The 14,147-nt window shown below is 53.7% G+C and carries 13 protein-coding genes; 6 read left to right on the top strand and 7 right to left on the bottom strand.

The annotated features are described in order from the left end of the window. Positions 1-105 precede the first annotated feature (105 nt). The 4 genes from prc to STH12_RS06150 form a co-directional block, all read right to left on the bottom strand. A complete protein-coding gene (prc, locus tag STH12_RS06165; protein WP_164551151.1) occupies positions 106-2,148 on the bottom strand; it encodes a carboxy terminal-processing peptidase in 2,043 nt (680 codons plus the stop codon). A 29-nt stretch (positions 2,149-2,177) separates the two neighbouring features. After that, entirely contained in the window at positions 2,178-2,840 is a 663-nt protein-coding gene (gene proQ, locus STH12_RS06160; protein WP_126166746.1) for an RNA chaperone ProQ, read from the bottom strand. A gap of 249 nt (positions 2,841-3,089) precedes the next feature. Further along, positions 3,090-3,551 (bottom strand): GAF domain-containing protein, encoded by a 462-nt coding sequence (locus STH12_RS06155; protein ID WP_126166745.1) that lies wholly within the window; start codon positions 3,549-3,551, stop codon positions 3,090-3,092. Between the two features lie 18 nt (positions 3,552-3,569). After that, positions 3,570-3,854, bottom strand: coding sequence for a YebG family protein (locus STH12_RS06150; RefSeq protein ID WP_126166744.1), 285 nt, complete (start codon positions 3,852-3,854; stop codon positions 3,570-3,572). 176 nt (positions 3,855-4,030) lie between these two features. Here STH12_RS06150 and STH12_RS06145 point away from each other — a divergent pair, with 176 nt between their 5' ends. Genes STH12_RS06145 through STH12_RS06135 form a run of 3 tightly spaced genes read left to right on the top strand, consistent with a single transcriptional unit; the run spans position 4,031 to position 7,879 of the window. Continuing rightward, positions 4,031-4,654 carry a paraquat-inducible protein A gene (locus STH12_RS06145; RefSeq protein ID WP_126169436.1) on the top strand — a complete coding sequence of 208 codons (624 nt, stop codon included), beginning with the start codon at positions 4,031-4,033 and terminating at the stop codon, positions 4,652-4,654. Further along, on the top strand, positions 4,651-5,280 hold the full coding sequence (locus tag STH12_RS06140) for a paraquat-inducible protein A (RefSeq protein WP_126166743.1): 630 nt from the start codon (positions 4,651-4,653) through the stop codon (positions 5,278-5,280). The genes STH12_RS06145 and STH12_RS06140 overlap by 4 nt, the downstream gene beginning before the upstream one ends. After that, on the top strand, positions 5,267-7,879 hold the full coding sequence (locus STH12_RS06135) for an MlaD family protein (protein ID WP_126166742.1): 2,613 nt from the start codon (positions 5,267-5,269) through the stop codon (positions 7,877-7,879). The genes STH12_RS06140 and STH12_RS06135 overlap by 14 nt, the downstream gene beginning before the upstream one ends. Positions 7,880-8,164: 285 nt before the next feature. On the opposite strand, the gene STH12_RS06130 is transcribed toward STH12_RS06135, so the two are convergent. Beyond that, positions 8,165-9,766 (bottom strand): mechanosensitive ion channel family protein, encoded by a 1,602-nt coding sequence (locus STH12_RS06130; protein WP_126166741.1) that lies wholly within the window; start codon positions 9,764-9,766, stop codon positions 8,165-8,167. 379 nt (positions 9,767-10,145) lie between these two features. Here STH12_RS06130 and STH12_RS06125 point away from each other — a divergent pair, with 379 nt between their 5' ends. Next, positions 10,146-10,319, top strand: a complete 174-nt coding sequence (locus tag STH12_RS06125; protein ID WP_126166740.1) for a hypothetical protein — start codon at positions 10,146-10,148, stop codon at positions 10,317-10,319. A gap of 77 nt (positions 10,320-10,396) precedes the next feature. Here the strand turns inward: STH12_RS06125 and STH12_RS06120 are convergent, their stop codons facing one another. Next, positions 10,397-11,353, bottom strand: a complete 957-nt coding sequence (locus STH12_RS06120) for a pyridoxal-phosphate dependent enzyme (protein WP_126166739.1) — start codon at positions 11,351-11,353, stop codon at positions 10,397-10,399. A gap of 212 nt (positions 11,354-11,565) precedes the next feature. On the opposite strand from STH12_RS06120, the gene STH12_RS06115 reads away from it, so the two are divergent. Continuing rightward, positions 11,566-11,973: a YccF domain-containing protein gene (locus STH12_RS06115; RefSeq protein WP_126166738.1), complete on the top strand. Its 408-nt coding sequence runs from the start codon at positions 11,566-11,568 to the stop codon at positions 11,971-11,973. Between the two features lie 18 nt (positions 11,974-11,991). Here the strand turns inward: STH12_RS06115 and STH12_RS06110 are convergent, their stop codons facing one another. Continuing rightward, entirely contained in the window at positions 11,992-12,720 is a 729-nt protein-coding gene (locus tag STH12_RS06110; RefSeq protein ID WP_126166737.1) for a substrate-binding periplasmic protein, read from the bottom strand. Between the two features lie 325 nt (positions 12,721-13,045). Here STH12_RS06110 and STH12_RS06105 point away from each other — a divergent pair, with 325 nt between their 5' ends. Beyond that, the gene (locus STH12_RS06105; protein WP_126166736.1) at positions 13,046-14,065 is read left to right on the top strand and encodes a cytochrome-c peroxidase; all 1,020 of its coding nucleotides are present in this window, start codon (positions 13,046-13,048) and stop codon (positions 14,063-14,065) included. Positions 14,066-14,147: the final 82 nt, after the last annotated feature.

Genomic DNA, 14,147 nt, shown 5'->3' with positions numbered 1-14,147 from the left:
TCGTCAATTAGCGGTTGCAATGGCCATCTCAATCCAGAGGGAAATGGCGCCAAGTCGTTGTTAAAAAAAACGCGCCGAAGCGCGTTTTTATTGGATATTTGCCGCTCAGCGCTGGTTTTTGGCCAGCTTACCGGCGTCGACCAGATCCAGCGTAATATAGGCTGTTTCGTCTAAGAAGGGATCCGGTGCATCCAGCTCTTTATCGATATCATCGAGGCTGGCGACCTTGTCCAAACCGGCACGCAGTCTGCGGTCGTTGGTGCGATCCAGTTGTTTCTTGTCGTCGGCTTCGCGCTCGGCAACCCGCTCGCTTTCAACCAAAGAAACTGACTTCTCTTTGTGATGCTGCTTGTACTCTTCGATATCCTGATAGATATACCCGAATTCCACATCTTTCTTGATGCGCTGCTGATGCCTTGCATCCAGCTCGGCCACCAGAGGCGATGAAATTTCAGCAACTGTGTTGTACTGGGCGACAGGCACCTTATCCCAAGGCAGTGCGTTATCTTCTTCCGCCTCGCCATATTCACCCGGCTCAAGCGCGCTTGGGAATGGAATATCCGGGGTCACACCTTTAAGCTGAGTACTGCCGCCATTGATGCGGTAGAACTTCTGAATGGTGTACTGCACATGGCCAACCGGCTTTTCATACAGATCGTATATGCGGGCCAGCCCCTTGTGCTGCTGCACAGTGCCTTTACCGAAAGTGGATTCACCAACAATCAGCGCTCGCTGATAATCCTGCAATGCGGCGGCGAAAATTTCAGACGCTGATGCACTGTAGCGGTCGACCATCACGGTCAGTGGACCTGAGTAGGTCACTTTGCCGTCGTTGTCTCTGTGCTGGGATACTTTGCCATTGGCATCGCGAACCTGCACCACAGGGCCCATGTCGATAAAGAGACCCGTGAGCAACACAGCTTCGGTCAGGGCGCCACCGCCATTGCCACGCAGGTCGATTATCACCCCTTCTACCTTGGCCTCTTTCAGGGTTTGCAGCTCTTTGGCCACGTCCTGGGACAGGTTCATGTAGAAACCGGGGATTTGGATCACGCCGACTTTGCGATTGGCGTACTGGCCTTCGGTTGGCTCAACAACTTTCGAGGTCGCGGCGCGGTCTTCCAGGCGGATCTTGTCACGCACCAGAGTCACTTCCATCGGCTTGGCGTTGGAGCCACCCTTCTTGGGCAGAATTTGCAGTGTGACCTTGCTGCCTTTGGGACCTTTGATAAGGTCGACTACATCATCAAGGCGCCAACCGATAACGTCCACCACGGCGCCGCCTTCCTGACCTACACCAATGATGCGATCTTCAGGAGACAGTTTTTCGCTGCTGGCAGCCGGGCCACCGGCCACCATGCTTTTGATAACGGTATAGTCATCGTCCATCTGCAGCACAGCACCAATGCCTTCGAGGCTTAGGTTCATTTCCATTTGAAAACGCTCGGCGTTGCGTGGAGACAGGTAGCTGGTGTGCGGCTCGATGCTGCGGGAAAACGCATTCATTACGCTTTGAAAGACGTCTTCACTCTGGGTTTGACCAAGGCGTTTGATGGCGTTGTTGTAGCGCTTTTGCAGTACTTCAACGATTTCGGGCCAGGTTTTGCCGGTGAGTTTCAGGTTCAGCGCATCATATTTAACCCGCTGACGCCACAGCTCATGCACTTCGGCTTCATCTTTTGCCCAGGGCGCGTCTTCGCGATCGTAGGCGTATTTATCGCCGGGTACGCTGAAGTCCATCTCTTTGTCGAGCAAAGACAAAGCGTAAGCAAAACCTTCGTAGCGACGTTTCTGCGCCAAATCGAACATGGCGTAGGCCGCCGTCAGATCGCCAGACTTCAGCATGTCATCGAACTGATGACGATATTTCTCGAAATCAGCCACATCGGCTTGGGTCAGCACATTGCGGCGATAGTCGAGTTGCTTTAAGAAGCGATCGAAAATTTGCTCAGAGAAGCCATCATCCAGACTGAATCTGTGATAGTGCGAGCGGGTAAAGAGATCCGCTACCCGCTTGGAGGCCACTTTATGTTGTGGCTCCTGCACCAAGGAAGGCAGCTCATCGATTTGAATGGCAGGGGCTAACGCCCACGCAGAGGACCCCATCAGGATCCCGGCAACGGATACCGCCAGAGAAAGTTTTCGCATCAACAAGCTACTCCTTAAACTTCAATGAATTACAGCAGTATATAATCGGCGCTGACTTTAACTGTCAAGCCGGAATCCAGCTGTACGTGAACATCTCCTTTGTTGATATCCACGATAGACCCGGCTACTGGGGATTGGCCGAGTTTTACATTTACACGTTGTGACACTTTAAGTTCTTCCAGCTTGGCTGGAACCAGGTTCACAGCAACTGGTTGCGCCTTGGGTGCACCGCGGCCTGGCTTGTCTTTCGCAGCAGGCTTGGCAGCACGACGTGGCTGAGCGTCTGGCTTGCGCTTGGGTTTGCGCGGTGCCTTGTCGGCGGTCTCACCTTCTGCCTTGCTGCGCTCGGCGCGCTTGGCTTTGGCCTTATCCTGACTTTCTTTCAGTGTAGCCTGTGCGTGGTCAATATGTTCCTGCTCAAGCTCACCACAGGGGTTGCCGTCCAAATCGACGCGAACCGCACCGGCCTTGATGCACTTCAGGTAACGCCAGCTGCTGGTGTAGCGACGCAGGGCCACTCGCAGCTGAGTCTTACTGACCTTAGAATCATCAGCCAACCTTTCAGCCAAATCTTGAAACAATCCGATCTTCAGTGGCTTGGCTTCCCCCTCGGCCACGAAGCACAAAGGAAAGGTTTCATATAAATACGCGAGAATCGCGTTGGTGTCGGTCAACTTTTCTGTTGATTCCATCTTTACTTCCACAGTTACTAGGTATGTCTGTCCTGCTTGCAAGCACTTGCAGAACATAGGTTATTCTTGATTGTCAGCCGTATCGGCCAACACACAAATTAGCATCTTCCGGGCGCATGCCAAAGCGTTAATAACCATTGTTAACAATTTTTATCATTCGCCGGGTATCTGCCGCAGGCGCACGCGCAAGCAGCCTATTATAGTGACCGCTTGGGCGATTGCGACTGGCATTTAGCGAAAACTGGCGACTTATTGACCGAACAAGGCCTTTTCGAAGGTACGAACCAGCGCTTCCAGGCCTGTTTGATCGGCTTCATCGAAGCGATTAAAGCTTGGACTGTCGATATCCAGCACGGCAATCACCTCGCCATTACGGCGCACAGGTACCACGATTTCGGAGTTGGACGCCGAGTCACAGGCAATGTGGCCGTCAAACTGATGCACATCGGCAATGCGCTGGGTGGTATCGGTGGCTGCGGCGGTGCCGCATACGCCTTTACCCCAGGGGATCCGGGTGCAGGCAACCTTGCCCTGGAACGGGCCAAGCACCAGAACCTGTTCCCGGCGCACATAAAAGCCCACCCAGTTCAGACTGTCCAGATGTTCATTTAAAAGTGCCGAGAAGTTGGCCATGGCAGCGACCATGTCGTCTTCCCCTGCCAGCAACGCCTCTGCCTGGCGGTTTAAAGTGTCGTAAAACGCGTGTTTCATGCTGTTTCCTGCAACTTGTTATTCTGCGTCTGCCTTTTTAGCAGCTTTTTTGGGTTGGACTGCTGGCTTTACCGGCGCAGCGCCCTTGAGCAGCGATGATAAATCATCTTTGTTGGTCGCAAAATAGAATGCCAGTTTTTCGGTAGTCGCTTCATCCAGACCGCAGTCCGCATTACTGATGAAAGGAATAAGGCTGTCAGCGATATCCAGCATCTTGTCGTAGGCATCAGCCTCCTTTTTCGATGTAAATGTCATCTTTTCAACCCCATCTCTGACCACCACATACTGTGTGATTACCGCCATGATAGCCCTCGCACTGTTTATTTATACAGTAATGAAGTGTCACAGTTTTTATCCGGAGATGCAAGTATTTAACGGGATCTGATACACTCGTACGCTGAACATTTCTCAATTTGATGGGAAAGCCGCGCAGAATGCGGCATCACGTCGGTAAGCCAACGGATCTGCTACACGCTTATATGCATCATGACGATATCGACAATTCGGTGATCCTCTGCCGCGCCTGCGACCTGGCGGTCCGGCGCCGTGCCCTGCCAAGCGGGGTGCGGGCCCTGTGCCCCCGTTGCCATACGGCCCTGTACGACACGCCATACTGTTCAGTGAATGGCATGCTTGCCCTGTGCCTTTCCGCCCTCGCCCTGTTTGTGCCCGCCAATTTGTTCCCTGTGCTCGAACTGCACTTTTTAGGCTCGGTCCGAACTGCCACGGTAATGGAAGGCGCGATGGCCGTGATGGATTTAGGCTATTGGGTGGTTGGTGTCGCTGTCCTGGTCGCAGCCGTGATTGGTCCCGGGTTGCTGCTGCTGTCGATTTTAGGCCAAATTTTGCTGGTGAAATCCGGCTTGCAACGCCCCTGGCAAAAACGTGCCTACGCCTGGCTTTTACGGCGCCATGGGCTTTTCAGCCAGCTGACCATGCTGGAAATCTACGTTATCAGTTTCTTAGTCTCGGCGTTTCAATTATCTGATTTTTCTGACATTTACTTTGGCGTAGGCACCTTCTGCTTTACCATGCTGTTTCTGGTCACTCTGTTTTTACAGCGGGAGTACAACATTGAGCACATGTGGAGCCATTTAAAATGAGCGTAGGCCACGAGACCACCGGCAAGCAAATCGGCCTGTGTCAGTGCCGGGTTTGCCGTGAAACCAACCCCATCCGTGCCCCCAAGTGCCGCCGCTGCGGCGCCGACAACAGCGCCAGGGACTACACCAGCGTACAAAAAAGTTGGGCGCTGCTGATCACGGCCGCCATTTTGCTTATTCCGGCCAATGTCTACCCCATCACCACCCTGGTGAACCAAGGCCGGGTAACCCACGATACGATTTTCAGTGGCATCAAGCATCTGGTGCACTCCGACATGCTGCCCATCGCCATTATCGTGTTTACCGCCAGTATTCTGGTGCCCTGGCTTAAGATTGTCGGCCTGGCAACCTATCTCACCGCCATTAGCTTTGACTTGCCGGTTTCCAAACGCAAACTGATGGCAGGGTTTCATATTATTGAGTGGATTGGACGCTGGTCCATGCTCGACCTTTTTGTGATTTCATTGACGGTGGCACTGGTGAATATGGGGCAATTGCTGGATGCCAAGCCCGCCCCCGCCGCCACCGCATTTGCCCTGGTTATCTTGCTGACCCAGCTTGCCGCCAAGGTATTGGACACTCGTTTACTCTGGGATCGACTGGAAGTTAAAAATGACAAACATTGAAGCCCCAAAGGTGGTAAAGAAGAAGCTCTTTTCGCCGGTCTGGCTCCTTCCCCTCGTGGCCATGGCCCTCGCCGCCTGGCTTGGGATTAAAAGCATTCGCGAGTCGGGGGTGGAGATCCTTATCCATTTCCCCAGCGCCTCCGGTATAGATGTGGGTAAAACCCTGGTTAAATATCAGGGCCTTACCGTGGGTAAAGTGACCGATATCGCCATGGACGAAGATCTGACCGGCGTGAATGTAACCGTGATGATGGACTACCGCTCCGGCCCATACCTGCGCGAAGATACTCAGTTTTGGCTGGTCTCCCCCAAGGCATCCATCACCGGGGTGTCGGGGCTGGATGCGCTCTTCTCCGGCAACTATATTGCGGTGCAGCCCGGCAAAGGCGACAGTGCCACCAGCTTTGAAGCCCTGCGTGAAGCGCCGCCACTGGCGCCAGGTAACGAAGGCATTCTGGTGGAGCTGAGCACAGATAAGCTGGGTTCGCTGGATGTCGGTTCAACCTTGTATTTTCGTCAAATCCCCGTAGGTAACGTGGTGAGCTACCGCCTCGAAGGCAATCAGCGCATCCTTATCGGCGCCTTTATTCAGCAGCAATATGCCCATCTGGTAAAGAAAGACAGCCGCTTCTGGAATGTCTCTGGCCTTAGCATAGATGCGTCCTTATCGGGCATTAAAGTCGAGAGCGAAAGCCTGGCCTCCCTGCTTGCCGGTGGCATCAGCTTCAGCACCTCTGACAGCGGCGAGAGCGCAGCCCACGGCGACAGTTTTGTGCTGCACAGCAGTGAAACCGATGCCCTCGGTGGCACTACCCTCACCTTGCTTGCCGATAACGCCGATGGCCTCGCAGCAGGCACAGCCGTGCTCTATCGCGGCCTGGAAATCGGTAAAGTGGTGAAAACCGAACTCACCGACGCAGGTGTGCGCATCAGCGTGTTTATCAATCATGATCAGGGCCATCTGCTTGGCAGCGACAGCCGCTTCTGGCGTGAGGGCGCTGACGTCTCCTTCAGTGGTATCAAACACGCTTCGCGACTTATTACAGGTGATGTAATTGCCATGCTGCCAGGTGAAGGTAAGCCGCAGGACAGCTATCCGCTGGAAAGCGCCGCACCCGACTTCATGTTTGCTGAAAAGGCGCGCTTTACCGTCAGAAGTGAGCGCAGCGACGCCCAGCAAGGCGCCGAAATTCGCTACCGTAACCTGCCCATTGGTCAAATCACGTCAGTGAAACTCGCCGATGACTTTGGCTCTGTGGTATACAGCGCCGAAATTCAGCCAGAGTTCAAACGCTTGCTGACCGAAGGCAGCTATCTGGTGCCCGAATCGGCCTTCAGTGTCGACGCCTCCCTGAAAGGGGTAAAACTCGCCGTTGGCGACACCTCTACCCTGCTTAAAGGCGCGCTGCGGCTGATTAAAGGCACAGGCGCAGCCCATAAAAATGGCGCCGAGCTTGCGCTGTATCCATCGACCGATGCACTGCAAGCAAGCAAAACCATCGCCGAGCGTCTTGCTGTTACCCTGAGCGCCGCCGAGGCCCATGGCCTTGAGAGTGGCAGCCCTGTTTATTACAAAAAAATGCAGATTGGTGAAGTCACCAGGGTGAACTGGCAAGCCAGCGACGATGCTTTCAACATCAGCCTCGCCATCGACAAACCCTTTGCCAGCCTGATTGGCGCCAACACCCTCTACTGGAAGCACAGCGCCGTGTCGGTGGATGCCAGCCTGAAAGGCCTTAAGCTGGACGTGGCTTCCCTGCCAGGACTCCTCAGTGGCGGCATCGGCCTGTCGCTGGTAAAAGAAGGTAAGGTCACCAGTCCCGGCCACTTGTACGCCAGTGAAGCTCTGGCCCTGGCAGAGGCTTATCCCATCGAGCTGATACTGCCAGCCAGTGCCAGAGTGAGTGCCGACGCTGCCATCCGTTATCAGGGACATCAGGTCGGTGAAGTCACCGAGGTGCGTCTTGGCGACAGTTTGGAGGTCCTCAGTGCCCATGCGTATCTGTATGGCAAGTATGCCGACAGTTTCACCCGCGCAGATTCGGTGTATGTGGTCCAGGATGCCGAAATTTCATTGCAGGGGATCAAAGCCCCTGAAGCCGTGTTAACCGGCGCATTTATTTCGGTGCATCCGGGTAAAGCCGCGAGCCGCAGCAATAAATTCACTACCAGCGAAATGCTCGACCATTACGCCGCCGTCGCTGCAGATGCGCTGAAACTGACGCTTGAGCGTCCTACGCTGGGCTCAGTAAAAGTTGGCAGCCAGATTTTCTATCGCGGCATTGCCGTTGGCGCCGTGGATGGCTACGCCTTAAGCACAGATGGCAGCAAAGTAGAACTGTACGCCCACATTGATGAGCCCTACCGTCATCTGGTGAACCGCAGCAGCGTGTTCTTTGACTTGTCCGGAGTAAACATTGAGTTTGGACTCTTCTCCGGCGCCAAGGTACAAACTGGCTCTCTGGAAACCATACTCGCCGGCGGCATTGGTCTGGCGACCGAGGTAAAGACCACGGTGCAAAACCGCCTGGCTGACGGCGCTGTATTCCCGCTTTACAGCGAAGCTGACGACAAGTGGCTGGAGTGGACTCCGCGCTGACGGCAACTAAACGGCTCTGCGTGGCCTGGGTCGGTTTTTATGCGCTATGAATTTAGTTTCAGATGCATTGGTCCAAGGGAAAATGAAACCGGCTAAGTGACTCATGCAGCAGCCGCTCCAGTGGCCAACAGCTCAGTTCGGTAGCAAAGAGTTAGATAGCAAATAGTTCATTAGCAAAGAGTTAGATAGCAAAGCGTCAACCAGCGAATCACCAGGTTAAAAAAGGTCGCCCAGGGCGACCTTTTTTAACCATAAACGGCTGCGTTTACATGTGCTTGTTATCTGTCAGGGCGCGACCGGCGCCATCGCGGGGACCACTTTGGAGCCGTGCCTGGCAACAATTTCCATAATGCCTAAGTTCAGCTCATGGGCCACCTGCTGATAGGTCGGTAAACTGGTACTGCCCACATAAGCAAATACGTTCACTTCCAAGCCATGCAGACCAAAGCCTTTGAAGGTTACCCGCAGTGGCTTTTCATTGATTTTCTCGTGGGCCTCCAGCAAGGCCTTGATATCCTCAGTGATAAGCTTTATCTGCTCGGCGCTGGTATCGTAGTCGAGGCGAATATCGGTTTTAAAACGGATTTTTTCACGCTCGGAGATATTTTCAATCTCCATTTCAGCAAGCTTGGCGTTGGGAATATGAATAACCGAGCGGTCCAGGGTTCGAATGCGGGTGCACCTTAAGCCTATTTCCTCCACGGTGCCGCGCAGTGAACCAAGCTTACACAGGTTCCCCACCTTGAGCGGCGCCGAAGAATACAGGGTCACAGTGCCGATAAAGTTCTCAATCGACTGCTTGGAAGCCAGCGCAATGGCAATGCCGCCAATCCCCATACCGGCAAGGATAGCGCCAACGTTAAAGCCAAGGTGCTGCAGCCACACCAGCAGCGCCAGCATCAACATCAGAATACGTACAAAGTTGGTCAGCGGCCGCAGCAGAGATGCCGCCTGCTTATTGCCATTAGCCACCCAGCGCGCCCGCAGCAGGCTTTGCACCAACCCAAGCAGCGCCCAAATCAGCCAAACCAGGGTGAGCATCAAAAACAGTCCTGAATCCAGCAGCTCCTTGGTCAGTACCGGCAAGGTGGTTTGCATCAGCGCCAGCTTGTTGACCAAAATTGCCAAAAAGAATCGCAGCGGTCCGGTGATGATATGGCCAACTTCTTCTTTATGCTGCCAGTTGGTGCGCAGCAGCAGCCAGCGGGCAACCCAGGTTACCGGGATCACCAGCAGCAGCGACGCGGTTAAAAAGGCAAGAACAAAAGCCCACTCCCACAGGTTAAGCATAAATAGCCGGCCTTCGGGAATGTGCGCGATAAACCACTCAATCCAGGGGCCATAACCGAGCTTTTCATACAGCACGGGGATTTGCGAAACCGTGGCGTTGGACACCTTCCACACGGCACCGATGGTAGGGTCTGGCACCCGCTGTAAATAGAGAATGGCATCGTAATCGGCCACCTTAATACGGGCGAACATGTCGCGATAAGATGGCAGATTGTCGGCGCTGTTGCCTTCGGGGGTGTCGTTGACGGTATCGAGGTCAATCCACAGGTTGCGGTCGATAATCGCCTGCAGATCCTGAGCATATCTGGGAGCCTTGGCCTCGGTCATGCCATCGGGCAGAAAGCGCATATCCAGATAACGGGCGGCCCGCTGATAGTCCTGATCCCAGGCCGATTTCAAAAAGCCCTGCAGGGCGCCGCGGGGAGTATCCCGCTCCAGCTCGTCCCGATAGGGGTAGCGCTCATCGACGTCCGCCTCGACACTGGTTTGCTCGCTGGACTTATCCAGCGCCTGCACTACGGTCAGCGTACTGTTGGCAAACACCTGGGGCGCGGCAAGCAGCAGCAAAAATAACCAAGACCACCTTGTCCTGTTCATCGGGAAATTCCAGTCTGTGAAATAAACAGACTAAATATTATCACCAACAACGGGTTTTAACATCCTTGTAAGAGCATGTTTTCAATCAGGTTAAGCTGATAAACACTCAGCAATGCCGTATAAAAGTGCCGCGATCACAGAAGTTTCTCAATGCTGTCATGGGACTGTCACTCAAGGCTGCTCAAATGCAAGGCATACCAGCGGACGTATTGTTTTATCTATTAACACAATCGTTCGCTGCTAACTTGAAATCCATAAAGCAATCCGTTAGTCTCGATGGTCCTCACAACCGTCTTTTGCAAACAATTGCTAAGGATATTTTATAGTTAGAATTGATTCGCCCCATTCAGGCGACATAAACAGATAAGGAGTGTGGCTTATGTCATACAAATTGGATGGCCATGAAATCAGCGTGGCATTCCCGGTAAACTCGATTTCACTCAACAAAACCTCTATCGCCTTCACCGATAAACACGGTAAGAACCGGCGAACCTTCTCAAAGCGCACCGAAGCGCTGAAGTTTATGAAGTGGCTGCTGAGCACCAACAAGTAAACTGCCGAAACTGGAACGTCTCAATCCTCTCATTTTTCCGTTCCATTTCACCGACAGCCTGAGCAGGAAATACAATTTCACAGGTATTTTCCGGCCCAGGCCTTATTTTTTTCAAACCACTGCGGATACTTGCGCCTGTACCTGGCCGCCATGGACACATTGCCCCTGAGCCCGCCCTGATGCAGATAAAGCCAAGGCGCACGCTGGTCAGCACACGTCGCATCGTCCTGCATCAGCGTCTTCAACACCTGCAAGCCGAATGGGTCGTACAGCAGCTCAAATTCAGTGCCCTGCGCCAACATCTGCCCCCACATTTCAAGCTCGCTGAGCTTAAGCCCGGCGTAATGATGTTTGCCGCCAGCCACCTGCGGATGCAGTGAACTATCAGCAATAAGCTCTCTGAACTGGGCACTAAGGTAAGCCTCATCGCCAACAACCGGGCAGGTATACACCCTAATTTGAGGCGCAGCTTCGATAAAATATTCACTCAAATACAGTGCGGTGGTGCCAGAGCCTGAAGGGAGAAACACCCGCAGCGCCTCTATCTGTTGCCCATGAGCCCAGACGCAAATCTCCTGGCCGAGGTGTCTCACCCCTTCCCTTGCCAAAGCGCAGCGCCCGCCCTCGGGCACATACAGGCACTGCGCACCATCCGCTGCCTTCAGGCGCACTGTTTCGATGTAGTCTCTGGCAGACATACCCTCGACAGGAACCGGTAACACCCTGGCACCAAAGCTAAGGGCACCGCCATAGTTGCTGCCGGGGCTGGCATCGATGGCCTGGGCAATGTGGCTGACATAAAACTCGAGTTGCCAGCCCCTTTCATGGGCCAGCGCCGCCAGGGAAAACAGCGAATTGGACTGGGGCGAGCCATAGCCAATCAGGGTGGTTACAGCGGGGAAATCACCAGTTCTGAGCGATGCAAACTTACGTGCTTTGTTGCCACTGAAAGGCTCAGGCAAAAGGTCATCCCGCTTAAGCCACAGCGGGCGTCCAAAAAACGAAATCCGTTCGACCGGGCTTGGGATGCTCATACACTCATTCATGACACAGGTTACTGATGGCGCAGTGTACCCTTTCTCAGGTTCTCAGGCAGCTGCAATCCATGGTGAAATTCACCACTTTAGCGTGCCATGGACGATTCTCCTAAGTCACACCCGACATATCCTATTGAATTAAATGAATATAAATTTTGGCCTTGGTTTTGCTTATAAAAAGACATAACGACGTGTAACAAGGAGACTTTATGGGCGTTTTACGACTCATCTTTAACATCGCCTGGTTTATTCTGGGTGGCTTCGTGATGGGCCTTGCCTGGTGGCTTGCCGGCATTCTGTGCTTTATCAGCATTATCGGCATTCCCTTTGGCCGCGCCTGCTTCGTGATTGGTGAACTGGCATTCTGGCCATTTGGACAGGATCATGTTTCCCGCAGAGAGCTGACCGGACTGGAAGATTTTGGTACCGGCCCTATGGGCATGGTGGGCAATATTATCTGGTTCTTACTGTTTGGCATTTGGCTGGCTATAGGTCACATCACCCATGCGCTGGCGTGCTTTGTCACCATCATAGGTATTCCATTTGGTATTCAGCACCTTAAGCTTGCGCTTTTGAGCCTGACACCCATTGGCCGTACCGTGGTTACCCGCGCATAAGCGCCCAGGCAGCGAGCGCTAATCCAGTTCTTCCGGCAGATGATCTGCCATTATCTCTGCCACATCAATCCGCTGCAGGCCTTCGTTGAAGATGGCCTGCCAGCGTCTTCCCTCCGGGGTATTCTTGAACGCGACATACAGATTCTTATTGGCCAGCAGCTGGCTGTTGAGCTGTACCTTGTCGGCAAGGGAGTCAAGCTTGGGCTGACGCAGCAAAAAACGCATCACGTACACATCAATCACAGCTGCATCTATTCTGCCCGCCGCCACCTTCTTGATGTTGTATTCATCTGAGGTCACCACCTCGGCTGGCTGCAAATCGTCGGCGATGGCCCTATCCAGCTCCTCGGTATTCACATAATCCTGCACCACCCCAAGTCGGTACGCGCGTAAATCCTTTACCGATACCCAGCTTATGGGGTATTTGCGCTGCTCTACCAGGCCAAGGGGACTCATGCCCATTGGCAGGGAAAACACAAACTCCACGGTGTCGTAGTAATACTCGGGGAAGTAACCCACGTAGGGCGTGTTGTTCTGATTGGCCAATTTGACCGCGCGGCTCCAGGGGTAAAAATCCACCTCAAGCTGATGCCCCATGGCGGCAAATGCCGCTTTGGCAACGGCGATGGACGCCCCCTCTGCAGGCAGACTCTTACCCGAATAAGGAGGCCAGTGCAGTGAAGTGAGGCGAACCGTTTCGGCATACACCCAGCCCTGGCTTGCAATGCAGCCAGCAAGGATCAGCATGGAAAAGGCTCGTCGCCGGGGGGTAAACATGGTGGATGACGCTCAGAAAGCCAGTCTTTGGGTTGAGTATAGCAAGCTTTTTTCCGCCAATTGTGACAGCCAGAGCCCCTTCCTGAACGCTTTTATCGTTTGCAAGCAAAAGGCCTAAATGACAACACCTTATTACTGCCAGCATTCGAGCCGAAATAACAGCGAGCAGATCACAGTTCAAGCATCCAAATATACGATAGAGGCAATCGTAATTTATTGTTTTTATTGAAGAGATACTTTCATTTACGCTCACCACAAATACCACAGTAAAAATATGGATATTAAGGAGTGTCACATGAAATTATCGCCCTTGTCCCTCGCGCTGCTCGCCTTACCGCTTTCCCTGTCGGTCGCGGCATCCGCCAGCAATGCCCCCGCAGAAGGCAGTTCACTTATCAGTCCGATTGACCCGCCTGTTATCAGCGCACCTGAGAAAGTCGAGCTTGGCAAAATGCTCTATTTCGAGCCCAGGTTGTCGATGTCAGGGTTTATTTCCTGCAACTCCTGCCACAACCTGTCCATGGGCGGCGTCGATGCCCTGCCCACCTCCATCGGCCACAACTGGCACCAGGGCCCCATCAATGCCCCAACTGTGCTGAATGCAGAATATGGTCTGGCGCAGTTTTGGGATGGCCGCGCCAAGGATTTGAAAGAGCAGGCAGGCGGCCCTATCGCCAACCCCGGCGAAATGGGCTTTACCCATGAGCTGGCGGTGGATACCGTCGCCTCCATGCCTGAGTACCGCGCCCGCTTCAAGCAGGCCTATGGCGATGACAAGGTTAATATTGACCGCATCACAGACGCCATTGCCGAGTTTGAAAAGACCCTGGTCACCCCCAACAGCCCATTTGATAACTACCTGCGTGGCGATAAGGACGCCATCGATGCCGATACCAAAGCAGGCTATGCGCTGTTCCAGAGCAAAGGCTGCATCAGTTGCCATCAGGGCCCGGCGGTTGGTGGCACCATGTATATGAAGATGGGGCTAATCAAGCCATTCCACACCAATAACCCGGCAGAAGGGCGCAAGGCGGTCACCGGCAAAGATACCGATAAGCACGTATTCAAGGTGCCTACGCTGCGCAACATCGAGCTCACCTACCCCTACTTCCATGACGGCAGTGTCTGGACCTTGGAGGAAGCTGTGAACACCATGGCCGATATTCAGCTTGGGCAGGCACTCAGCAAGGACGAAACCCGCCAGATGGTTGCCTTCCTGCGCGCTCTGACCGGTGAGCAGCCAAAAATCGAGATGCCCATTCTGCCGCCAAGTAACCACGCCACCCCGCGCCCGCTGCCGTTCGTTGCCGAATAAAGGTTTGCGAGTAAGCGATTGCCTGACTTGTCAGGCAATCGCCCAAAAGCGGCGAAGCCGGTCGGCTTTGCCAACATCTTTA

This window comes from Shewanella khirikhana (assembly GCF_003957745.1).
Taxonomy (GTDB): Bacteria; Pseudomonadota; Gammaproteobacteria; order Enterobacterales; family Shewanellaceae; genus Shewanella; species Shewanella khirikhana.
The sequence above is the reverse complement of the archived record's forward strand: the minus strand, read 5'-3'. Positions and strand labels throughout refer to the sequence as shown.

What these genes read in the sequence shown, in the direction of transcription:
- STH12_RS06105 (WP_126166736.1), top strand. Translation starts at nt 13,046, where the DNA reads ATGAAATTATCGCCCTTGTCCCTCGCGCTGCTCGCCTTACCGCTTTCC.
- STH12_RS06145 (WP_126169436.1), top strand. Translation starts at nt 4,031, where the DNA reads ATGCATCATGACGATATCGACAATTCGGTGATCCTCTGCCGCGCCTGC.
- STH12_RS06135 (WP_126166742.1), top strand. Translation starts at nt 5,267, where the DNA reads ATGACAAACATTGAAGCCCCAAAGGTGGTAAAGAAGAAGCTCTTTTCG.
- STH12_RS06125 (WP_126166740.1), top strand. Translation starts at nt 10,146, where the DNA reads ATGTCATACAAATTGGATGGCCATGAAATCAGCGTGGCATTCCCGGTA.
- STH12_RS06130 (WP_126166741.1), bottom strand. Translation starts at nt 9,766, where the DNA reads ATGAACAGGACAAGGTGGTCTTGGTTATTTTTGCTGCTGCTTGCCGCG.
- STH12_RS06155 (WP_126166745.1), bottom strand. Translation starts at nt 3,551, where the DNA reads ATGAAACACGCGTTTTACGACACTTTAAACCGCCAGGCAGAGGCGTTG.
- STH12_RS06110 (WP_126166737.1), bottom strand. Translation starts at nt 12,720, where the DNA reads ATGCTGATCCTTGCTGGCTGCATTGCAAGCCAGGGCTGGGTGTATGCC.
- prc (WP_164551151.1), bottom strand. Translation starts at nt 2,148, where the DNA reads ATGCGAAAACTTTCTCTGGCGGTATCCGTTGCCGGGATCCTGATGGGG.
- STH12_RS06120 (WP_126166739.1), bottom strand. Translation starts at nt 11,353, where the DNA reads ATGAGCATCCCAAGCCCGGTCGAACGGATTTCGTTTTTTGGACGCCCG.
- proQ (WP_126166746.1), bottom strand. Translation starts at nt 2,840, where the DNA reads ATGGAATCAACAGAAAAGTTGACCGACACCAACGCGATTCTCGCGTAT.
- STH12_RS06115 (WP_126166738.1), top strand. Translation starts at nt 11,566, where the DNA reads ATGGGCGTTTTACGACTCATCTTTAACATCGCCTGGTTTATTCTGGGT.
- STH12_RS06150 (WP_126166744.1), bottom strand. Translation starts at nt 3,854, where the DNA reads ATGGCGGTAATCACACAGTATGTGGTGGTCAGAGATGGGGTTGAAAAG.
- STH12_RS06140 (WP_126166743.1), top strand. Translation starts at nt 4,651, where the DNA reads ATGAGCGTAGGCCACGAGACCACCGGCAAGCAAATCGGCCTGTGTCAG.